The organism is Arthrobacter sp. BI5, assembly GCF_056680065.1.
Genome location: NZ_CM155264.1, coordinates 3,589,195 through 3,609,833 on the forward strand (window position 1 = coordinate 3,589,195; position 20,639 = coordinate 3,609,833).

General features: G+C 67.5%; 23 protein-coding genes and 1 pseudogene. 13 read left to right on the forward strand and 11 right to left on the reverse strand.

What is annotated here, in order from left to right:
• Positions 1 to 44: 44 nt before the first annotated feature.
• The 4 genes and pseudogenes from AC1MED_RS16630 to AC1MED_RS16645 form a co-directional block, all read right to left on the reverse strand.
• Positions 45 to 2,078 (reverse strand): ABC transporter ATP-binding protein, encoded by a 2,034-nt coding sequence (locus AC1MED_RS16630; RefSeq protein WP_479784463.1) that lies wholly within the window; start codon positions 2,076 to 2,078, stop codon positions 45 to 47.
• Entirely contained in the window at positions 2,075 to 3,814 is a 1,740-nt protein-coding gene (locus AC1MED_RS16635) for an ABC transporter ATP-binding protein (RefSeq protein WP_479784465.1), read from the reverse strand. The genes AC1MED_RS16630 and AC1MED_RS16635 overlap by 4 nt, the downstream gene beginning before the upstream one ends.
• 171 nt (positions 3,815 to 3,985) lie before the next feature.
• Entirely contained in the window at positions 3,986 to 4,690 is a 705-nt protein-coding gene (locus tag AC1MED_RS16640) for a DUF6994 family protein (protein ID WP_479786712.1), read from the reverse strand.
• Positions 4,691 to 4,708: 18 nt separating this feature from the next.
• Positions 4,709 to 4,969, reverse strand: a pseudogene (locus AC1MED_RS16645) (YciI family protein); the annotation flags it as partial.
• A gap of 197 nt (positions 4,970 to 5,166) precedes the next feature.
• On the opposite strand from AC1MED_RS16645, the gene AC1MED_RS16650 reads away from it, so the two are divergent.
• The gene (locus tag AC1MED_RS16650) at positions 5,167 to 5,556 is read left to right on the forward strand and encodes a VOC family protein (RefSeq protein WP_479784467.1); all 390 of its coding nucleotides are present in this window, start codon (positions 5,167 to 5,169) and stop codon (positions 5,554 to 5,556) included.
• Positions 5,557 to 5,801: 245 nt separating this feature from the next.
• On the opposite strand, the gene AC1MED_RS16655 is transcribed toward AC1MED_RS16650, so the two are convergent.
• Positions 5,802 to 6,827 (reverse strand): DUF808 domain-containing protein, encoded by a 1,026-nt coding sequence (locus AC1MED_RS16655; RefSeq protein ID WP_479784469.1) that lies wholly within the window; start codon positions 6,825 to 6,827, stop codon positions 5,802 to 5,804.
• A 141-nt stretch (positions 6,828 to 6,968) separates the two neighbouring features.
• Here AC1MED_RS16655 and AC1MED_RS16660 point away from each other — a divergent pair, with 141 nt between their 5' ends.
• Positions 6,969 to 7,406: a VOC family protein gene (locus AC1MED_RS16660; protein ID WP_479784471.1), complete on the forward strand. Its 438-nt coding sequence runs from the start codon at positions 6,969 to 6,971 to the stop codon at positions 7,404 to 7,406.
• Positions 7,407 to 7,497: 91 nt separating this feature from the next.
• Positions 7,498 to 7,749, forward strand: a complete 252-nt coding sequence (locus AC1MED_RS16665) for a DUF1272 domain-containing protein (RefSeq protein ID WP_479784473.1) — start codon at positions 7,498 to 7,500, stop codon at positions 7,747 to 7,749.
• A gap of 100 nt (positions 7,750 to 7,849) precedes the next feature.
• On the opposite strand, the gene AC1MED_RS16670 is transcribed toward AC1MED_RS16665, so the two are convergent.
• The gene (locus AC1MED_RS16670; protein WP_479784475.1) at positions 7,850 to 8,128 is read right to left on the reverse strand and encodes a putative quinol monooxygenase; all 279 of its coding nucleotides are present in this window, start codon (positions 8,126 to 8,128) and stop codon (positions 7,850 to 7,852) included.
• A 122-nt stretch (positions 8,129 to 8,250) separates the two neighbouring features.
• On the opposite strand from AC1MED_RS16670, the gene AC1MED_RS16675 reads away from it, so the two are divergent.
• Positions 8,251 to 9,063 (forward strand): MBL fold metallo-hydrolase, encoded by an 813-nt coding sequence (locus AC1MED_RS16675; protein WP_479784477.1) that lies wholly within the window; start codon positions 8,251 to 8,253, stop codon positions 9,061 to 9,063.
• A gap of 27 nt (positions 9,064 to 9,090) precedes the next feature.
• On the opposite strand, the gene AC1MED_RS16680 is transcribed toward AC1MED_RS16675, so the two are convergent.
• Positions 9,091 to 10,011 carry a 2-hydroxyacid dehydrogenase gene (locus AC1MED_RS16680; RefSeq protein ID WP_479784479.1) on the reverse strand — a complete coding sequence of 307 codons (921 nt, stop codon included), beginning with the start codon at positions 10,009 to 10,011 and terminating at the stop codon, positions 9,091 to 9,093.
• Positions 10,012 to 10,054: 43 nt separating this feature from the next.
• Positions 10,055 to 10,894 (reverse strand): GIY-YIG nuclease family protein, encoded by an 840-nt coding sequence (locus tag AC1MED_RS16685; RefSeq protein ID WP_479784481.1) that lies wholly within the window; start codon positions 10,892 to 10,894, stop codon positions 10,055 to 10,057.
• 612 nt (positions 10,895 to 11,506) lie between these two features.
• On the opposite strand from AC1MED_RS16685, the gene AC1MED_RS16690 reads away from it, so the two are divergent.
• The 3 genes from AC1MED_RS16690 to AC1MED_RS16700 all read left to right on the forward strand — a co-directional run bounded on the left by AC1MED_RS16690 (position 11,507) and on the right by AC1MED_RS16700 (position 13,791).
• Entirely contained in the window at positions 11,507 to 12,001 is a 495-nt protein-coding gene (locus AC1MED_RS16690) for a hypothetical protein (RefSeq protein ID WP_479784483.1), read from the forward strand.
• 163 nt (positions 12,002 to 12,164) lie between these two features.
• A complete protein-coding gene (locus tag AC1MED_RS16695; protein WP_479784485.1) occupies positions 12,165 to 13,001 on the forward strand; it encodes an alpha/beta fold hydrolase in 837 nt (278 codons plus the stop codon).
• A 313-nt stretch (positions 13,002 to 13,314) separates the two neighbouring features.
• Positions 13,315 to 13,791 carry a hypothetical protein gene (locus tag AC1MED_RS16700; RefSeq protein WP_479784487.1) on the forward strand — a complete coding sequence of 159 codons (477 nt, stop codon included), beginning with the start codon at positions 13,315 to 13,317 and terminating at the stop codon, positions 13,789 to 13,791.
• 119 nt (positions 13,792 to 13,910) lie between these two features.
• Here the strand turns inward: AC1MED_RS16700 and AC1MED_RS16705 are convergent, their stop codons facing one another.
• Positions 13,911 to 14,231, reverse strand: a complete 321-nt coding sequence (locus AC1MED_RS16705; protein ID WP_479784489.1) for a hypothetical protein — start codon at positions 14,229 to 14,231, stop codon at positions 13,911 to 13,913.
• A 62-nt stretch (positions 14,232 to 14,293) separates the two neighbouring features.
• Complete coding sequence (locus AC1MED_RS16710) at positions 14,294 to 14,944, reverse strand: uracil-DNA glycosylase (RefSeq protein ID WP_479784491.1); 651 nt, start codon at positions 14,942 to 14,944, stop codon at positions 14,294 to 14,296.
• A 135-nt stretch (positions 14,945 to 15,079) separates the two neighbouring features.
• On the opposite strand from AC1MED_RS16710, the gene AC1MED_RS16715 reads away from it, so the two are divergent.
• Positions 15,080 to 15,604 (forward strand): DUF488 domain-containing protein, encoded by a 525-nt coding sequence (locus tag AC1MED_RS16715; RefSeq protein WP_479784493.1) that lies wholly within the window; start codon positions 15,080 to 15,082, stop codon positions 15,602 to 15,604.
• Between the two features lie 10 nt (positions 15,605 to 15,614).
• Here the strand turns inward: AC1MED_RS16715 and AC1MED_RS16720 are convergent, their stop codons facing one another.
• Entirely contained in the window at positions 15,615 to 16,598 is a 984-nt protein-coding gene (locus AC1MED_RS16720; RefSeq protein WP_479784495.1) for an aldo/keto reductase, read from the reverse strand.
• Positions 16,599 to 16,636: 38 nt separating this feature from the next.
• Here AC1MED_RS16720 and AC1MED_RS16725 point away from each other — a divergent pair, with 38 nt between their 5' ends.
• From AC1MED_RS16725 to AC1MED_RS16745, 5 genes are all read left to right on the forward strand, one after another.
• The gene (locus AC1MED_RS16725; protein ID WP_479782236.1) at positions 16,637 to 16,798 is read left to right on the forward strand and encodes a hypothetical protein; all 162 of its coding nucleotides are present in this window, start codon (positions 16,637 to 16,639) and stop codon (positions 16,796 to 16,798) included.
• A 30-nt stretch (positions 16,799 to 16,828) separates the two neighbouring features.
• Positions 16,829 to 17,665 carry a hydroxypyruvate isomerase family protein gene (locus AC1MED_RS16730; RefSeq protein ID WP_479784497.1) on the forward strand — a complete coding sequence of 279 codons (837 nt, stop codon included), beginning with the start codon at positions 16,829 to 16,831 and terminating at the stop codon, positions 17,663 to 17,665.
• A complete protein-coding gene (locus AC1MED_RS16735; RefSeq protein ID WP_479784499.1) occupies positions 17,662 to 18,870 on the forward strand; it encodes an MFS transporter in 1,209 nt (402 codons plus the stop codon). Before AC1MED_RS16730 ends, AC1MED_RS16735 begins: the two co-directional genes overlap by 4 nt.
• Before the next feature lie 124 nt (positions 18,871 to 18,994).
• Positions 18,995 to 19,471 carry a thioredoxin-dependent thiol peroxidase gene (bcp, locus tag AC1MED_RS16740; protein WP_479784501.1) on the forward strand — a complete coding sequence of 159 codons (477 nt, stop codon included), beginning with the start codon at positions 18,995 to 18,997 and terminating at the stop codon, positions 19,469 to 19,471.
• Between the two features lie 165 nt (positions 19,472 to 19,636).
• Positions 19,637 to 20,584: a hypothetical protein gene (locus AC1MED_RS16745; RefSeq protein WP_479784503.1), complete on the forward strand. Its 948-nt coding sequence runs from the start codon at positions 19,637 to 19,639 to the stop codon at positions 20,582 to 20,584.
• Positions 20,585 to 20,639 lie beyond the last annotated feature (55 nt).

Here is a 20,639-nt window from a genome sequence, read left to right on the forward strand (position 1 = left end):
AGTGGAAAACTCAGCACGGGACTGCAACGATGCCCTCCCGGCTCCTAGACCTCCGCCACGGGAGCCGCGAACTGGGCCGCGTACAGCGCCGCGTACGCCCCGCCCGCCTCCAGCAGTGAAGCGTGCGTCCCCTGCTCCACGATCTGGCCGGCCTCCATCACCAGGATGAGGTCGGCGTCGCGGATCGTGGAGAGCCGGTGCGCGATCACAAACGACGTCCGGTCCGAGCGCAGCGCGCTCATGGCCTTCTGCACCAGCACTTCGGTCCGGGTATCCACCGACGACGTCGCCTCGTCCAGGATCAGCACCGACGGGCGGGCCAGGAACGCCCGGGCGATGGTCAGGAGCTGCTTCTCCCCCGCCGAGACGTTGGCGCCCTCGTCGTCGAGCACGGTGTCGTAGCCCTGCGGCAGGGACTTCACGAACCGGTCCACGTACGTTGCCTTCGCCGCCTCCAGGATCTCCGCCTCCGTCGCGGAGGGCCGGCCGTAGGCGATGTTGTCGCGGATGGTCCCGCCGAACAGCCAGGTGTCCTGCAGCACCATGCCCATCCGCGAGCGCAGCTCGTGCCGGGACATCGCGGCGACGTCGACGCCGTCCAGCGTGATCCGCCCGGCGTCGAGCTCGTAGAACCGCATCATCAGGTTCACCAAGGTGGTCTTGCCCGCCCCGGTGGGCCCCACAATCGCCACCGTCTGCCCCGGCTCCGCCACCAGGCTCAAGTCAGCAATCAGCGGCTTGTCCGGCGAATACGCAAAGGACACATCCTCGAACACCAGCCTGCCCCGCCCTCCGTCGGGCGCCTCAGAAGGCACAGGATCAGGCGACTGCTCCTCGGTATCCAGCAGCTCGAACACCCGCTCGGCCGACGCCACGCCGGACTGCAGCAGGTTGGCCATCGAGCCCAGCTGGGCCAGCGGCTGGGTGAACTGCCGCGAGTACTGGATGAACGCCTGCACGTCGCCCAGTTGCATCGCCCCGGACGCCACCTGCAGCCCGCCCACCACGGCGATCCCCACATAGACCAGGTTCCCGATGAACGTCATGGCAGGCATGATCAGCCCGGAAATGAACTGCGCGCCGAAGCTGGCCTGGTACAGGTCCGCGTTTTTCTGCCGGAACGTCTCCTCCACCTCGCGCTGCCGGCCGAAGACCTTCACCAGCGCGTGCCCGGTGTAGGTCTCCTCGATCTGGCCGTTCAGCTCGCCGGTGTTCTTCCACTGCGCCACGAACAGCTTCTGCGAGCGCTTGGCGATCACCGCCGTCGTCACCAGGGTCAGCGGAATGGTCACCAGGGCGATGATCGCGAGCGTCGGCGACAGGATCACCATCATCACCAGCACCCCCGCCACGGTCAGCACCGAGGTCACCGCCTGGCTGATCGACTGCTGCAGGCTCTGGGAGATGTTGTCCACGTCGTTGGTCACCCGGCTGAGCAGCTCGCCGCGCTGCACGGTGTCGAAGTAGCGCAGCGGCAGCCGGTTGATCTTCGCCTCGATCCGCTCGCGCAGCCGGTACACGGTCCGTTGCACCACGCCATTGAGGATGTATGCCTGCATCCACATAAACGCCGACGCCAGCACGTACAGCACCAGCGCCCACAGCAGCACGGAGGACAGTGCGGCGAAGTCGATCCCGGTGCCGGGCGTCAGCGCCATGGCGCTGAGCATGTCCGCCTTCTGGTTCTCCCCCGCGGCCCGCAGCTGCGCGATCAGCTGCGCCTTGCTCACCCCGGCGGGCAGCTGTTTGGACACGACGCCGGCGAAGATCAGGTTGGTGCCCTCGCCCAGCAGCCGGGGCCCGATCACGGACAGCGTCACGCTCACGACGGCGAGGGCCAGTACCAGCGTCAGCCAGATCCGCTCGGGGCGGAGTTCGCTCAGCAGCCGCTTAGCGGAGGGCCAGAAGTTCATCGCCTTCTCCGCCGGGATATTCATCCCGGCGAACGGGCCTCCGTGGCCCGGGCCGCCGCGCGGGCGCGGAATCCGCAGCGGAGCCTCCTGGGCGCCGCCGCCACCCGGGGAGCCGGCACCGGAGGCTCCACCGGAAGCTGGCGTCTGGGACTCGGTCTTGCTCATACCGCCTCCTCCGCCGCCAGCTGGGAGTTCACGATCTCCTGGTACGTCCCGGAGGTCTCCAGCAGCTCCTCGTGCGTGCCGTGCGCGACGATCCGGCCGTCGTCGAGCACCAGGATCTGGTCCGCGTCCACGATGCTGGAGACCCGCTGGGCGATGATCACCAGGGTGGCGCCGGCGGTATGCTGCCGGAGCGCCTGCCGCAGCCGGGCGTCCGTGGCGGTGTCCAGCGAGGAGAACGAGTCGTCAAAGATGTAGAGCTCGGGCCGTTTCACCAGCGCCCGGGCGATCGCGATCCGCTGCCGCTGCCCGCCGGAGACGTTGGTGCCGCCCTGCGAGATGGGCGCGTCCAGCCCGCCCTCCATCTCGCGGACAAAGTCCTCCGCCTGCGCGATGGACAGCGCCCGCCAGAGCTCGTCCTCGGTGGCGTCGGGTTTGCCGTAGAGCAGGTTGCTGCGGACCGTGCCGGAGAACAGGTAGGGCTTCTGCGGGACCAGGCCGATGTGCCCCCAGAGCAGGTCCGGGTGCAGTTCCCGGACGTCCACGCCGTCGATCCGCACCGAGCCGGAGGTGGCGTCGAAGAGCCGCGGCATGAGGTTCACCAGGGTGGTCTTGCCGGAGCCGGTGGGGCCGATGATTGCCGTCGTCTGCCCGGCGCGGGCGGTGAAGTCCACGTCCGAGAGGACCGGCGCCTCGGCACCCGGGTAGGCGAAGCCGACGTCGCGCATCTCCAGCTCGCCGCGGGCGGCACGGCCGGACAGGCTGACCGGGCGCTCCGGCGGCCGGACGCTGGATTCGGTGCCGAGCACCGCGCCGATCCGGTCCGCTGAGACGGCGGCGCGCGGGATCATGATCGCCATGAAGGTGGCCATCATGACGGACATCAGGATCTGCATCAGGTAGCTCAGGAACGCGATCATGGTCCCCACCTGCATGGAGCCCTCCTCGATCCGGAACGCGCCGAACCAGATCACCGCCACGGAGGAGACGTTGAGCACCAGCATCACGGTGGGGAACGCGAGCGCCATCAGCCGGCCGGCGCGCAGCGCGGTGTCCGTGACGTCCTCGTTGGCGCGGCCGAAGCGGGCGGTCTCGATGTCCTCGCGGACGAAGGCGCGGACCACGCGGATGCCGGTGAGCTGTTCGCGCAGCACCCGGTTGACCGTGTCGATCCGGGTCTGCATGAGCCGGAACAGCGGCACCATCCGGGTAACGATCAGGCCCACGGCGATGAGCAGCACCGGCACGCTGACGGCGATCAGCCAGGAGAGCTGCACGTCCTGCCGCACGGCCATGATGACCCCGCCGATGCTCAGCATGGGCGCGGTGACCATCAGCGTCGCGGACATCAGCACCAGCTGCTGGACCTGCTGGACGTCGTTGGTGGAGCGGGTGATCAGACTCGGCGCTCCGAACCGGGTCACTTCCTGCTCGGAGAACTCCGCCACCCGGGTGAAGATCGCCCCGCGCACCTCCCGGCCCAGCGCCATCGCGGCCTTCGCGCCGAAGTAGACGGCGGCGATGGTGCAGGCGATCTGCAGCAGCGTGATCATCAGCATCACCCCGCCAACGCGCAGGATGTAGTCGGTGTCCCCTTGCGCCACGCCCTGGTCGATGATGTCTGCGTTCAGGGTGGGCAGGTACAGCGAGGCGATGGACGCCGCCAGTTGGAAGACGACGACGGCGAGCAGCCGCCGCCGCTGCGGCCTCAGGTATTGCACGAGCAGTTTCCAGAGCATCCGGTCTCCACGGTCTCTAGTTCACGCACGGTGATTCGAACGCCAGTTTACGTCCGGATGCTGGGAGCGGAACTGGTTCCTCTGAGGGCGAATTGGGAGATCTTGGATCGCCGCGATGTGGCGCGCGTCGACGTCGTCAAAGAGCGCTACCAGAAGCTCGAATGGTGGAGGCTAGTTTGGCTCGGCGAGGAAGTCCGCGATCCGCGCGTTCCGGGCACCTACGAACTCGAGGGTGGCTTGCCGGTAGAGCAGATACTCATCGCGGGTCTTCGGTATCGCAGGAGTCGTGAAGTCGGCGAACGGCAGGAAGGACCGGACGCGGGTGTAGTCATCCGTTACCAGGTCCTGGAGCAGAAAGAAGTCCACATAGCCCCGGAAGTCGCCGAACAAGTCGAAGAACTCGGGGTACAGCTCCAAGGTGTCGGCCAGCGGGCTGGCCTGGCCCAGATAGTGCAACCGGATGCACTCGAGCGTCCGGTCGAACCGATCGGCGATGCGGGGGTGCATGCCTCGGCGCTGATTGATCGTCTGCTTGTTGTTGATCCTGTTGCCCGGGAACACCATCATCCCGCCGATCGTGTATCCCTGCCGGTTGAAGGCTTCCTGCTCTGCCTCCGGAATCTGCGCCATGATCGAAGCGGCCCTTGGGTGCCGGCAGAAGGTCCGAATGATCGCGTCACTCGACAGGAAGAATCGGCCCAAATCGGACTCGTGATAGAGGTATCTGCGTCGGTTGCTTGCGTCCAGGTGGAACAGCGCACCATTCGGCAGTGGCCTGCCCCAAAGCCTCCTGTGGGTACTGCGGAGGGTAGGGCTGAAAGTATCAGGATCTTTGCCAGTGGGTGTGTCAGAGCGGAAGTCGAAGGTTACGTCGATCCCTTTCGGATCCCTAACGCTGGCGGAGTCGTACTGGAAGGCGGGCGGCTGTTGCGCACAACGGCACGCGGCTGCGATCTTCGCCGTCCACTCCAGGGCCGCCTCGTACGAGGGCAGCTCCAGCACCGCGATGCCTCCGTCGATGCCACCGCCGGACACCCAGACACCCGCGTCCTTCGCCTCTTGGACAACCGCGTGCGCCGCCTCCGAAATAGCCCGCAATTCTTCTGCGTGGACACCACTGGCGGCTCTCGGAAACGAGATCTGATACTTGGTCATTCCGGTGCACTCCCTCTTCGCAGCACGGCGGTCGCGTTCATCCTCGCCGATGCCGCCGCGCCGCACAAGAGCCCGGCCGCGCACCCGTTGTTCCGGACGCCGCGCCGCCAGGTTGAAGCGCCCGTGTGCAGGCACGGGCTCAGGCCGGTCCCTGCCAGTATCCCGGGCCATCCCACCCCCGGGTGTAACTTAGCCGAATGCTGAGCATTGGTTCGATCGTGATCCGGGTGCACAACCTCGAACGCCAGATGGTTTTCTGGCAGGCCGCGCTAGGTTACGAGCCGCGGCACGAGCCCGGCGACGACTTTGTCATCCTGCAGCCGCCGGGCGGCGGAGGCACCTGCATCTCGCTGGACCGCGTTCCCGCAGCCCTGCAAATCCCGCCGCGTCTCCACCTGGACCTGTATGCCGACCAACAGGACGCCGAAGTGCAGCGCCTCCTGGCCCTCGGCGCCAGCCGGGTGGAGTGGAGCAAACAGCCGGCGGACGCGGACTACGTGATCCTGGCCGACCCGGAGGGCAACAGGTTCTGTGTGGTGGACACCGCCGGGACGGGCGACTCGCCGTCGTCCGTTGAAGAAAGGTGAACATCTGAGTGCTTGCGATCCACTCCCGCTGGAATGGCTGCCCGACGTGCATCAATGGCAGGTACAGAAGCTCACCCAAAGAGAACAGAACGAGATGCCCGCATAGCGCCCCGGGCTGACTCAGCCGCCCAGCACCACGTTCACCGGCGGCTCGCCGGCCAGCGCAAGGTCAATCGCCGCTCACGGCGCATAGGTGCCGTCCGGCGACGGCTGGCCGGCGAGCCAATTACGTCGGAGGGTACGGGCTAGGAGGCGGGATCGGCGTCGTGTTTCGCCGGCTGATGGCCGTCGACGGCGACGCGGACGTCGCCCTCTTTGTGGCCGCCTTCCTTCTTGCCGAACGGCAGCACCTTAAGCAGCGGTTGCAGGATGGCCATGACGACAAGGCCCCAGGCGAGGCCAAGGACGGCGGAGCACAGGGTGTTCACGAGCCAGGCCAGGAAGCCGCCCACCACCGGGATCCCGGCAAACGGGTGCTCGAGGGCGTGGACCAGGTCATAGGGCGCGTGCCAGCCGAGGTCGTGGGCCCCCTGCAGCATGATGTGGCCGCCCACCCAGAGCATGGCGACCGTCCCGACGACGGTGATTGTGGTCAGCACGGCGGGCATCCCCTTGACGAGCAGCTCGCCGAAGCGCTGGGAGCCCGCGGAGTCCTTGGTGGTCAGGTGCAGGCCGATGTCGTCCATCTTGACGATGAGTGCGACGGCGCCGTACACGGCCGCCGTGATGGCGATCGCCACTGCGACCAGGATGGAGGCCCGGACCCACAGGGATTCGGCCGCCACCTCATTCATCGCGATGACCATGATCTCGCAGGAGAGGATGAAGTCGGTGGTGATGGCTCCCTTGGTGACCTTGGCTTCGGCCTCCGGGCCGCGGTCCACCGCAGGGGTGTCCTCGTCGGGCTCGTGCTGGCCGCGGAGCTTGTGCCAGACCTTCTCGGCACCCTCGTAGCAAAGGTAGGTGCCGCCCGCCATGAGGATGAACGGAATGACGCCCGGGATGAAGGCGCTGATAAGCAGCAGCGCCGGCAGGATGATCAACAGCTTGTTCCGCAACGAGCCCCAGAAGATCTTCTTGATCATCGGCAGTTCGCGGGACGGGTCCGCTCCGGACACGTACTGCGGGGTGACGGCGGCGTCGTCAATGACCACGCCCGCAGCCTTGGCGCCCGCCTTGGCCGCTCCGGCGGCGACGTCGTCCACCGAGGCGGCCGCAATCTTGGCCAGGGCTGCGATGTCGTCCAGCAGGGCGACGAGACCGCCGCTCACAGCCCGCGTCCGTCCTGCGAAGGGGCGGACGGCTGGACGGGGTTGCCTCGGTCAAGGCGCGTGATCGGCATCCTCGAATTATATGTGGCGGGCCCCGTCGACGCTGGATCTGCACCGGGCCGCCTCGGTAGCGTGAGGAGCATGGACATCAGACTTGAGAACGTCGGCATCGCCGTGCGCGACCTCGAGGAGGCGATCGCCTTCTTCACCGACCTTGGCCTGGCGGTGGTCGGCCGGGACACCGTCAGCGGCGATTGGACCGACACCGCCGTCGGGCTTGACGGCAATCACGCCAACATTGCCATGCTCGAAACGCCGGACGGTCACGGCCGCCTCGAGCTCTTTGAATACATCCACCCCGAGGCGATCGAGACGGCGCCCACCCGTCCCAATGAGATCGGCATGCACCGGGTCGCGTTCTCAGTCCCGGACATCGACAAAGCCCTGGACATAGCCGCGCGGCACGGCTGTTATCCGCTGCGCGGCGTGGCGAGCTATAAGGATGTCTACAAGCTCACGTACCTCCGCGGGCCGAGCGGCATCCTCGTGATGCTCGCCCAGGAGCTGAAGAAAAGCTGAGGGCCGGGCCACGAATTGCCCCTGTTGCAGGGCTAACCGGGCTGATCGAAGCACGCCGTGCCGTCACGGCACCCTGGGATAGGGTGGTCGCATGCTTGAGATACGCCCAAATTGCGAATGTTGCGACCGCGACATCGCTCCCTCTGATGAGGCTTACATCTGCACGTTTGAATGCACTTGGTGCCCGAATTGCGTGGACCGCTTCGAGAATCGGGCCTGCCCCAACTGCGGTGGCGATCTTCAGCGACGTCCTGTGCGACCGGCGGCGGCGTTGGCGTCTAATCCGCCGAGCACGTTGAGGGTGGTATCACCGAGTTGCCAGGGGCAGCTCATCGGCATTTAGCGGCATGGATGGAGCACCGCGACGGTTTCACTTTTCGGGCGGCCGCTCCTCCTGCCAATCCAACTCGGGGTCGCGGAACCCCCGCCATGCATCAGACGGGCTATAGGCCTTCAATCTCGTAGTGTCGAGCGATGCCTGCAGTTGCCCTGCCCCATTCGCTCTCGGCGACCCGTTTCTGGTGTGCACGGAACGACGCGGCGTCCTGGAATTGCTCATCGACCTGCCAGATCAGCGGGTTCTGGGTGGGTTTCACTTCGAAGGAAAGGCATCCTTGCTCGGCGCGCGTCAGCTTAATGTGCAGGGGTAGGAGCTGTGCCACCACCGCGGCCTGCTCGTGGTCACTGCAAACAAGTTGCCCAGTGAGGAAGACGTTGCTCATAAGTCATCCTTACATTGCCGGGTACAGCGCCACCCATCAGCCTTGCCGATAGTGCTTGCGATCGACGACCGCCCGGAATACCGTCTCGAACACCAGTGCAAACCACAAGGGGAAGGCGTGCCGTGCTGAAGCAAGTCGCTGAGGGCGTCTGGGCTCACCAGAGCGAGTTCCTGCAGAGCAACTCCGTCATCGTGCAGGGCCGGGCCGGTGTGCTACTCATCGACCCCGGGATAACGCGCGGCGAAATGGCCGCACTCGCGAACGACCTTCGCGACTTGGGCCAGCCCGTCGTGGCCGGCTTTTCGACGCATCCGCATTGGGACCACGTGCTCTGGCACCCGGACTTCGGCGACGCGCCACGTTACGCCACCGCCCGCTGCGCGGCACCGATCCAGGACCTGCTGGCGCAGCCGGACTGGAAGGCCCGCGTGGCCGGAGTGCTGCCGCCGGACTTCGCCGGGGAGATCCCGATGGAACTCCTGGGCCTCATCACCGGCCTGCCCGCCGGAACCGCGCAGCTTCCCTGGGATGGCCCCACGGTCCGGATCATCGAGCACCAGGCCCATGCCGCGGGCCACGCGGCGCTCCTGATCGAGGAGAGCGGTGTCCTCGTCGCCGGGGACATGCTTTCCGACATCCTGATTCCCTTCCTCGATCTGAAGGCCGCGGATCCGATCGCTGACTACCTCGCCGCGCTGCTGCTCTTGGAGGGCGTGGCCGGCGACGTCGTCGCCGTCGTCCCCGGTCACGGCTCAGTCGGCGGAGCCGAGCAGCTGTCGGCGCGAATCAACCAGGACCGCGCGTATGTGGAGGCTATGCACGACGGCGCTGAGCCGGACGACCCGCGGTTGGGCCCCTCGGCCCCCTTGGATTTCCTGGCCGGCGTGCATCAAGGGCAGGTACAGCAGCTCGCCCACAGAGGGACGCCGAAGTAGCGCCCCTAGCGCCCCCGGAGCACCCGGCTACCCGCCGATCACCACGTTCGCCGGCGGTTCGTCCGCGAGCATGAGCTCGATCTGCCGCTGCAGGAGCTTGCCCATCCGCGGGCGCATGGCCGAGGAGGCGCCGCCGATGTGCGGGCTGATGATGACGCCGGGGGTGCTCCACAGCGGGTGGCCCTCGGGCAACGGTTCGGGGTCGGTGACGTCCAGGGCGGCGCGGATCCGGCCGGAGGCAGTGTGCTTCACCAGGGCCTCGGTGTCCGCGACCGGGCCGCGGGCTACGTTGACCAGCAACGCCCCGTCGGGCATGGCAGCGAGGAAGGCGTCGTCGATCAGGTGGCGGGTGGAGTCGCTGAGCGGGACCACCACCACCACGATGTCGTGCTCCGGCAGCAGGCTGTGCAGCTCGTCGATGCCGTGGATCTGGCCGCGCGCGTCGGAGCGGGCCTTGCTGGCCACGCGGGTCACGGTGGTTTCGAAGGCCAGCAGCCGGTCCTCGATCGCCTTGCCGACGCCGCCGTAGCCGACGATCATCACGCGCCGGTCCGCGAGGCTGGCGGTGGGACGGGTCTCCCAGCGGCCCTCCTGCTGGTTCTGCAGCATCCGGGGGAATTCGCGCTGGCTGGCCAGGATCAGTGCCAGGGACAGTTCGGCAGTGGACGCCTCGTGGACGCCCGCGGCATTGGCAAACACGTGTCCGGCGGGCAGCACGTCGCGAACGCCGTCGTAGCCGATCGACTGGCTTTGCACCAGACCGGTTTTCACGGCCGCCAGTGCGCCCAGGGCCGCCGAACCGCCCATGTACGGCGGGACGACAATGTCGATCTCCGGCCGCGGCGGCTCCCCGGTCAGGTCCCATTCGAGGACGGTGACGTCCGGGTGGGGCTTCAGGTAGTCGCGCAGGGTCGCGTCCGGCAGGCTGACGGTTATCTTCTTCGGCATAGCTGCCAGCCTAATAGCGGAAAGCTGATGTTCCTGCCCGCGCCTAGTTTCGATTAAGGCCAAATTGTCGGGTAAGCAGGGCCTTCTTGAAGTGCACTTCGGCAGCATCCACCTGCGCCGCGGGGGCGCTGGGCGCAAAGACCTGCAGGATGCTGAACTGAAAATGATGCCGATGGGCCATATCGACTCCGTCTAGTTCGCGGAGGGCGACGTTGCCACCATGGCCGTTTCGAGCGTACGCGCCCCAACGACCCAGAAAACGCTCGGCCCCGTCGGCCTTACCCACGTAGAGCTTCCCGGTTTTGGTGTCAGCAATGAGATAGATGCCCTGCACTGAGCTGAGCGCCGTCCGCCATTGCCGGTAGCGATCATCTTCAATGATGGCAATGAGCTCATTGAGATTGACCAGAATTGAGTCGAACCCAGGAAACGACTCCGACTTCGGGTCCGAAATTTCGACGACCGGCATCGTAAGGGCATGCTTGCCAGCTTTAGCCCAGTTCACAGTATCGGCTGTCCACTCAATCACAAGGCGCTGCGCGTGCGCCGAGAAGACGGGAGAAGGTCGTAGGTCAAAATAGCGATGCTTCTCAGTGCGTTCCCCCGACACCTCTCCGTGGTTCTCGTAGGCGGTCAGGAACCGTGCACGGCGGCCAGTGGTCGCGAGAAAATTCAGCCAGAGCTTCGGAGGGGACTGCCCGAGCTTATTACGCAACCCCTGCTCACGCGTGTAGGTCAGCATCTTCGGCCCCTCGGCCTCACTCTGGCTGGTCAGCCCGTCAGAGGTGAGTGTGTGTCGAATGACCACGACGTCATCCGGGGCGACGCCCGCAGCTTGAAACAGGTGCCCAAGCCTCAGTTCGCCAAGGACATCGCCGTACATGTTTACCCCCGAGTACCCCAAACACCGCCCGCAGTTGCGAACTTCGCTGTTCAGCTTATGCCCCGGGACGATCCACTTCGCGAAGGTACTCGACGGACGCCGCCGTCGTCTTCCCAAATGGGACGCAAAGGGGCGGCGGGAATACTCCCGCCGCCCCTTTGGAGAAATCTCCGTGTCGCGCGAGGTGCCTAGCGGCCGAAAAGCTTGGCGAAGAAGCCAGTCTTGGGCTCGTCGGCGTGGCCCTTGCAGCGGTCGGCGCTCTTGACGCCGCGCATAACCTGGTCAACGTGCTGGCCGCAACCGGCCCAAGTGGTCTTACCGCACTTCTTGCATGCAACCTGACGGCACATCTGGTGTCTCCCTTTTGTAGGTCTGCGACCTCGGTGGTCTGTAGCTCCAGTATACCCCGGGGGGTATTGTGCGCAACTCCATGGAACGGCGGGTTGGGCCCCGGCTAAACCCGAGACCCATTGACAGCCTCCGGAGCCAGTCCTACCTTGAGCGTCCCGGCGAGCTGCCTCAACTGCTCAACCTGGCGGTGCGCCTCCAACCGGAAGCTTCGCTTCCCTAGCATGTCAGGAACCTCAGATGAACCTTTGGACAACAGCACCCATGGCAACAGCGGCCGTGTTAGCGGCTGCCCTCCTTTCAGCTCCAGGCGCCAGCGCGGCCCCTCCAAGCGGACCGCCCAAAGATCTGATCGTCGACCTTCCCGCAGGCGAAGGCTGCAGCTTCCCGCTCAGTGTGCGGGGCACAGACTCTAAACGCCATACGAAAGAATTCTTCGACGAGAACGGCTTGAAAGTCAGGATCATCGAAGCCGGCAAAGGCTATAACCTGACCTACACCAACGTAAGCACGGGCAAGTCAATCTCCTTCAAAGGCAACGGATCGGTCACCCGCACAAGCATCAACAACGACACAGGCGTCTCGACTGTCACGGCCACCGGCCACAACGGACTGATTCTCTTCCCCAGCGACTTCCCTGCCGGGCCGACGACGGTGCAGTATGTCGGACGGATTGTGTACACCGTCGACGCCACTGGTGTCTTTACCCTCCAGAGCACCTCGGGAACCAAGGTGGATGTCTGCGCGGCACTGAAGTAGCCGAAGTTCCACATCCCCTCACAGTCCCGTCCGTCCAGCCGGTGGCTTGGACGGGCGGGATTCCCATGGAACACCCTGCCGCCCGGACGCGTTAGTTCCCTACAGTGGGGCCCGCCGACGGGACGCACGCACTGACTTCACACCGTACCGAGAGGAACGCTTCATGGCATACATCAAGGTTGGAACCGAGAACAGCACCGACGTCGAGCTCTACTACGAAGACCACGGGACCGGGCAGCCGGTGGTCCTGATCCACGGCTATCCGCTGGACGGCTCGTCCTGGGAGAAGCAGACCGCGGCGCTCCTGGACGCCGGCTACCGGGTGATCACCTACGACCGGCGCGGCTTCGGCCAGTCCAGCAAGCCCACCGACGGTTACGACTACGACACTTTCGCCGCCGACCTGAACACCCTGATAACCAGCCTGGACCTGAACGACGCCGTGCTGGTGGGCTTCTCGATGGGCACCGGCGAGGTGGGCCGCTACCTGGGCAGCTACGGCTCGGAGCGGGTGGCGAAGGCGGTGTTCCTCGGCTCGCTGGAGCCGTACTTGCTGCAGACGGAGGACAACCCCGACGGCGTCCCGCAGTCCGTGTTCGACGGCCTGATGGAGGCGGTCACGGCCGACCGCTACGCCTTCTTCACCGACTTCTTCAAGAACTTCTACAACAGCGAGACCTTCCTGGGCACGCCGCGGCTCAGCGAGGAAGTCATGCGGGCCGGCTGGAACCTCGCCACCGCGGGAGGCCCGACGGCGTCCGCGGCCGCACAGCCCACCTGGCTCACCGACTTCCGCGGCGACATCCCCAAGATCGATGTCCCGGCCCTGATTGTCCACGGCACCGCGGACCAGATCCTGCCGATCGATGTCACCGGCCGCCGTTTCGCCAAGGCCCTGCCGGAGGCCGAGTACGTGGAGATCGACGGCGCCCCGCACGGTATGCTCTGGACCCACGCCGCCGAGGTCAACGAGGCACTGCTGGGCTTCCTGGCGAAGTAGGCCCCGCCGCCGCCGCACTTTCCGCGCCGGTTCCGGACGGACGCACCCCGGATCCGGGGTGCGTCCGTCCGTTTCCGCAGCGGTTTTCCGAAAGCGCCGCGGGGGTCTGGCGCAGACGCGTCCACGGGCGGACGATTAACTTACCGGGAACTCCAAGAGCAGTGCCCGGTTGTAGCCCGGATTTAACACGGGCGTGCTAATCAACACCGGACACGCGTGCCCCCCACGTGCACGGCACCACCGCCGTGGCCGCAGCCGGCACTCCCCGTCCGCCCTTGTAGAACCGCATCCTCAGCGTAGGAGCACCAAAGAAATGTCCAGTACTACCCCATCACCAAGCAAAACCCGCCCCCGGACGGCCAAGTTCACTCTGGTCTCGGCCGTCGCCCTGGGGCTGATCGGCGGCCCTGTCGCCGTGGCCGCACCCGCCGACGCCTCGACCTCCGTGCGTGGTTGCACCGTGGACCCGCTGAAGCCCACCGACCGCAGCCACTGGGTCGATTTCCGCATCAAGGTGGACTGCCGGGACAACAAGACCGTCCAGATCAGGCAGCTGCGCTATGAAGACGAGCGCGGTCGCCGGCACGACGATTTCCTGGGCGGCTCAACGTTCCGGGAGTCCTTCAACCACCGCCACGACTCGGCCACCGTCCACAGCTACGACCGTGTCCAGGACCGCCGCGGCCCCGAGAAGGTCTACCAGCTCGTGTCGTTCCGCGTCCGTGTCGGCAACCACTGGTCCGATTGGACCCGCTGGGAGAAGAGCCAGGTGGCAACTCTCTGGCGCTGACGCCGTAACCCAGGTCCCGGCCGGCGCCCTACCCTGATGCCCGGTCGTTGCTTGCCATACCGAAATGCCAGGAGCGATCCCCCTGGCTTTTCTGTGCCCTTTGCGGCAAGGAGGGACGGCTACGTTTCGTCGTCCCAGCCGCCGGCGGAGTCGACGGCGTCTTCCGGTTTGTCGCCCGACGTCGGGTCTCCGGACCCCACGTACGCGGCCGGGACCGTGCCGGCGGCCTGGGTCAGCTGTTCCTCGCGGATGTTGCCGGCGCTGCCGGAGACGGCCTGTTCCCCGGGCATTTTCGCGGGCTCGGGCGCGGGCTCTGCCTGCTCCGGGCGGGCTTCCGCAGCGTCCGGCTGGGACTGCTGCTGGCGTTCCTTGGCGGCCTCGGGGTCGCCCGGACCCCGCAGGCCGGCGGGGTCGTTGGCTGGCTGGTTCGGATCACTCATGGCACTGCCTTTCATCCGCGGATACACGCCTCCCCACACTATCGGGCAGGCACGCCCTGGACTCAGCGGCCGACGCCGGCCGCGATCAGTTCCTCCAGCCCGCGCTTGAACCCGGACCGTCCGCCATGGGCCGGATGCCTGATTTTCGGCACGTCCAGGCCGCTGCGCTGCAGGCTGCGGTGCGCCACGTTGCCCACTGCCACCACCGTCTCAATCCCGAACTCCGCGGCGAGCGCCTGCCAAAACGGGGTCCCCAGCGCAGCTTCCGATGCCGTGGGAGTGCGGTTGGACAGCGGCCGCCCCGGGACATGCGTATGCCAGGGGCAGGCGCTCCAGAGCAGCGGGAGGAAGTCCAACTCCGTCAGCACCTCCCACATCACGGTCGCCGTCGGCTCCGCGGCAATACCCGCAGCGTCCGGCGGCAGCACGTAGCCCTTGCCCGGCCCGAACAGGCCAAAAGCGTTGGCCGGCCCCTCGAGGATGGTGCGGTTGGTGAACGGGACCCCGGTGAGCCGCATGCCCCTGAAGCCCGGGGCCTCGCCCACCAGCAGCACCTTCGGTGAACGGTCCCGCATTTCCTGCAGGTAGATCGCCAGGTTCCGCCGGCGCTGCTCGTTCGCGGGCTCGGAGTGGTCGAAGAAGTTGGCGCACCCCGGCCCGGTCCGCACGGACGCGAGCCGCCCAACAAAGTCATCGATCGAGGGTGCAGTCATTCCAGGCCCGTTCCCTTGGCATCTTCTCGGTCCACCAGACTATCCGCGCCCTGCCCGCCCACGCACGTCCCGCAAGCGCCGCGCCCGCGGCGCCGCGCCCGCGCCGCACGGCCCGCACCGCCCTAGCATGGGGACATGACGGACACGACCATCTTTACGGTGGGGCATTCCACTCATCCCATCGACGAATTCATCGGCATCCTCAAGGCCCACGGCATCAAGAAGCTGATCGACGTGCGCACCGTCCCCAAGTCGCGGCACAACCCGCAGTTCAACGCGGATGAACTCGCGGCGAGCGTGCGGGCCAGCGGCATCACCTACCGCCGGATGGAGGCGCTCGGCGGACTGCGGCACACCACCAAGGACAGCCCCAACGGCGCGTGGCGCAACGCATCGTTCCGGGGCTACGCGGACTACATGCAGACCGAGGAGTTCGCCGCCGCCGTCGGCCAGCTGCTGGAACGCGGGCGGACCAACGATGCGGCCATCATGTGCGCGGAGGCCGTCCCCTGGCGGTGCCACCGGTCGCTGATCGGTGACGCGCTGCTGGTCCGGGACGTCGAGGTCCTGGACATCATGAGCGAAAAGTCCGCCAAACCGCACACCCTGACCTCGTTCGCCCGCGTCGAAGGACACCGGGTCTGGTACCCGGCGGAGTAGCGCCGGCCGGCTACCAGCGCGGGTGGATCGACGCGCGGAAGTAGCGGTCGTAGATTTCGTGGACGCCGACGTCGAACGTTGCGTCAATGCCGCTGACCGACGCCGCCTCGGCATTCGCGCGCGCCTGCTCGACGTTCCGGGCCCCCGGAATCACCGTACTGACACCCTCCTGCGCCGCGATCCAGGCGATGGCAGCCTGGGCGGTGCTGACGCCGTCGGGCACCAGTTCCTGGAACTCGGCCACCGCCTTGAGGCCCTCTTCGAAGTCGACGCCGGAGAAGGTCTCCCCGACGTCGAACGCCGAGCCGCTGCGGTTGTAGTTCCGGTGGTCGTCCGCCGCGAAGGAGGTGTCCGCCGTGTACTTGCCGGACAGCAACCCCGAGGCGAGCGGCACACGGGCGATGATGCCAACGCCGGCGGCCGCCGCCGCGGGCAGCACCTCATCCAGCGGCTTGAGCCGGAAGGCGTTGAGGATGATCTGCACGGTGGCCGTGCCGTCGTGCCGCATCGCTTCGAGCGCCTCGTCGGTCCGCTCGACGCTGACGCCGTAGTTCCGGATGACGCCCTCGGTCACCAGGGTGTCCAGCGCGTCGTACACCTCGGCGTTGCTGTAGACGGCGGTGGGCGGGCAGTGCAGCTGGACCAGGTCGAGCTGCTCGACGCCGAGGTTCCGCCGGGACCGGTCCGTCCATTCGCGGAAGTTGGCGAGGTTGTAGTTTTCCGGCTGCTGCTCCATCCGGCGCCCCATCTTGGTGGCCACCGTGATGTCCAGGCCGGGGTTGTCCGCCAGGAAAGCGCCGATGGCCTGCTCGCTGCGGCCGTCCCCGTACACGTCCGCGGTGTCGAAGAACGTGACACCGGCTTCCGCGGAGGCGGCCAGGATGGCCTGCGCCTGCGCCGGGTCCACGTTGCCCCAGTCCGCGCCGAGCTGCCACGTGCCCAGCCCGACAATGGAGACGTTCCGACCGGTCTTGCCCAAGATTCTTTGTTCCATGATCCGACTATAGGGTGTTGCCTTGCTAGCCTGAGGCTGTGAAGTACGAGAGGCTGTGGATCGGAATGCTGGTTGGCGCCGCCCTCGGCTTTGCCGTCGGCGTGGCCACGGCGGACAAGCCATTTACCGGGCTGCTGATCGGGGTGGCCGTCGGGGCGCTGGTCGGCCTGGCTGCCCGCAAGGACCCCACGAAGCGGTAAGGCCTCCGCCTGCATCTGAAGGAATCACTCATGACCTTTTCCGTGAATTGCTCCATCATGCTGGCCGAACTGCCGCTGTTGGAGCGGCCGGCCGCGGTGAAGGCTGCCGGTTTTGACGCCGTCGAGTTCTGGTGGCCGTTCGCACGCTCCGTCCCGGGCGACGCCGAACTCAGCCGCTTCGAGCGCGCGATCACGGACGCCGGGGTCCAGCTGGTCGGCCTGAACTTCAACGCCGGCGACATGCCCGCCGGCGACCGCGGGCTGGTGTCCTGGATCGGGCGGTCCTCCGAGTTCCGGGACAATATCGACGTCGTGGCCGGGATCGGCGGACGGCTCGGATGCACCTCCTTCAACGCCCTCTACGGCAACCGGCTGCCCGGGCACGCCCCCGAGGCCCAGGACGACCTCGCCGTCCAGAACCTGACCGCCGCGGCGGCCGCCGTGGCCCGCATCGGCGGCACTGTGCTGCTCGAACCGGTCAGCGGCGCCCCGGATTACCCGCTCCGCACCGCCGACGACGCCCTGCGCGTGATCGCCCGGGTGAAGGAGGAGACCGGCGCGGCAAACATCAGGCTGCTCGCCGATTTCTACCACCTCTCGGTGAACGGCGACGACGTCGACGCCGTGATCGAACGGCACGCCAAGGACTTCGGCCACGTCCAGATCGCGGATTCTCCCGGCCGCGGGGCTCCCGGAACGGGCCGGCTCCCGCTGGCCGACTGGATCGCCCGCAGCCGCGAGTTCGGCTACGAGGGCCGCATCGGCCTGGAATACCAGGCGCCGGCGGAAACGGCCTTCGAGTGGGCGCGCGCCGCGTCCGGCCGGACGTCCGAGCAGCCCGCGTCCGGCCGGGCGGACAGGCCGTGACGCCGACCGTCACCCGGAACGCGGCCGACCGCACCACCAGGATCGGCATCGCCTTCATCGGCGTGCTGCTCATTGCGGTCAACCTCCGGGTGTCCTTTGTCAGCGTCGGGCCCGTGCTGGGGAACATCAGCAGCGACCTCGGGCTTTCCAGCGCCGCAGCCGGGTTCCTCACGGGCCTTCCGCTCATGGCATTCGCCGTCTTCTCGCCGCTGGCACCCGGTTTCGCGGCCAGGGTTGGCCTGGACCGGGCGCTCTGGACGTCACTGCTGATCCTGGCCGCGGGCATCGTGCTGCGCTCCCTGCCCCTGGCCGGTGTCATCTGGGCCGGCACCGCGCTGATCGGGCTCGCCATCGCCTTCCTCAACGTCTTGGTTCCCTCGCTGGTGAAGCGCGACTTTCCCTTGCGGGTCAGCCAGGTCACCGGGGGCTATACCGCCGCCCAGGCCGCATTCGCAGCGGTGGGCGCCGCCGTCGTCGTTCCCGTTGCGCAAACATCGCCCGCGGGCTGGCGGCTGGCCCTCGGAATCTGGGCGGGGCTGGCGCTGGTCGCCATGGCGGTGCTCCTGCCGTGGCTGCGCCGTCACCGGTCCGGTGCTGCCCACGCTGCCGCGCCGAAGGTTGCCTACCGCTCACCCTGGACCTCCGCCCTGGGCTGGCAGGTGACGATCTTCATGGGGCTGCAGTCGATCGCTTTTTATGTCCTGATGGCGTGGCTGCCCACCATCGAGCAAAGCCGCGGCGTCCCGGCCACGACCGCGGGGATCCACCTGTCCGTCTTCCTGCTGATCAGCGTGTTCGCCAGCCTTGCCGCCGGCGGGATCCTGCACCGCGGACGCGACCAGCGGCTGGTGGCCTTCACCAGCGGCGCGCTCACGGTGGCGACGTTCCTGGGGCTGACCCTGGCGCCGGAGCTCGTGCTGCTGTGGATCGTCCTGGGGGCCATGGGCTGCGGGAGCCTGATCGTCGTTGCCCTGTCCCTGTTCAGCCTGCGGACCGTGAACCACCCGCAGGCGGCGGCGTTGTCCGGCATGGCACAGTCGGTCGGCTACGGGCTCAGCGCGGTGGGGCCGGTCCTGTTCGGCGCCCTTCACGACCTCACCGACGGCTGGACGCTGCCGCTCCTCGTGACCGCGGGCATCATGGCGGTCCTCTCGCTGGTGGGGCTGCTGGCCGGACGGGCCCGGGTCATCAGCGGCCCGGCCTGAGGGCCTGCCCAGCCGGGGGGTCTGCCCAGCCGGACGCGACCTTGGGCAGGCAGGCGGAATAGTGATTCCGCCACCGGTGTTGTGCACCACAGATTCCATTCCAGCCATCCCCGAAGGACTTCCTATGAGCCAGAACCCCGTCAAGCTCCAGCCCGGAACCCCCGCACCCGATTTCACCCTGCCCGACGCCGAGGGTAAACCGGTTGCGCTGGCCGACTACCGAGGTAAGAACGTCATTGTGTACTTCTACCCGCAGGCTGCCACCCCGGGCTGCACCACCGAGGCGTGCGACTTCCGCGACAACCTGGCCTCTCTGGAGGGTTCAGGCTACGAGGTGCTGGGCATCTCCCCCGACGGCCCCGAGGCGCTTGCGCACTTCACCGGCGACTACGCCCTGACCTTCCCGCTGCTGGCCGATGAGGACCACTCCGTGGCCCTCGCTTACGGCGCGTGGGGCGAGAAACTGGTCCGCGGCGAGGTCAGGGAGGGCATCGTACGCTCCACCGTCGTCCTTGACCCCGAGGGCAAGGTGAAGCTGGCCAAGTACCAGGTCAAGGCCGAGGGCCACGTGGCCGCCCTGAAGGATGAGCTGGGCATCTAGGACCACGCCAGTTCCGGAAATCCGCGCCGGTTCCGGACCGGCGCGCACCCGATCCGGCCTGCCCCCGTCCGAAAGCGCAGCGGAAGTCCGCAGCCGCAGCGGCACTTGTCCACATCCACCGCCGGGCCCGTTGCCGGCGACCGTCCAGAACGCCAGCATCGGCTTATGGAACTTCCCGCGCTCATCCTCAGCAGCGACCCGGCACGGCTCGGCCGGGATGCGCGCGAACTGTCCCGCCGGGCCGCGGCGGGCGAACTGCGCCGCATCAGGCGGGGCGTCTACGTCCAGGCGGCGGCTTGGGACGCGCTGCCGGGCTGGGACCGGTACCCGCTCCTGATCCAGGCGGCCGCCTCGACGCTGCAAAGCCGCACCGTGTTCTGCCGGAAGTCCTCGGCCGCGCTGTGGGACCTTCCCGTGCTGGGCCGCCCCACCTTGGTGCATGCCTGCACGCCCGACGACGGCGGCGGCCGCTCGCGGGCGGGCGTGCGGCGGCATTACACCGATCCGCTGACCCTGCAGATCGAAGAACGCCGGGGGCTGCTGGTCACAGGGCGGCTCCGGACCGTCCTGGACCTGGCGGCGTTCGAGTCATTCGAACAGGCCGTCGCGGCGCTCGACCACGTTTTGCGGCCTCAGCCCGGGCTGCCCGCACTGGGCAAGCAGGAGCTCAACGGTGGCATCGGGTCCAACTACAGCGCGGCCGCGGGACGCAGAATCCGCGCCGCGATCGAGTTCGCAGACCCGGAGTCGGGATCCCCCGGGGAGTCGGTGAGCCGCGCCCTGATGCACCGGCTGGGGTTCGAGCCCCCTCGGTTGCAGACCGCCATCCGCGACGCCCGCGGATTGGCCGCCTACACGGATTTCGAGTGGCCTGAGGAGCGGCTGTGCGGGGAATTCGACGGCCGGGTCAAGTACCAGAAGGCCGAGTACCTGCAGGGACGGACCCCCTCCGAGGTGGTCGTCGACGAGAAGGCCCGCGAGGACCGGATCCGGGCGACCGGGCGGCGGGTCATCCGCTGGACCTGGACAGAGATCTCCCGGCCGGCGAGATTCGAGGCTTTTCTCACCGCCCATCGGGTCCCGCGGCTGGTCCGGCCGGCCTGCCGCCGGTGATCCCGGTGAGCCGCGCCGGCGCCGGACATCCGCGCCCGCCTTGGGAATCCGCGGC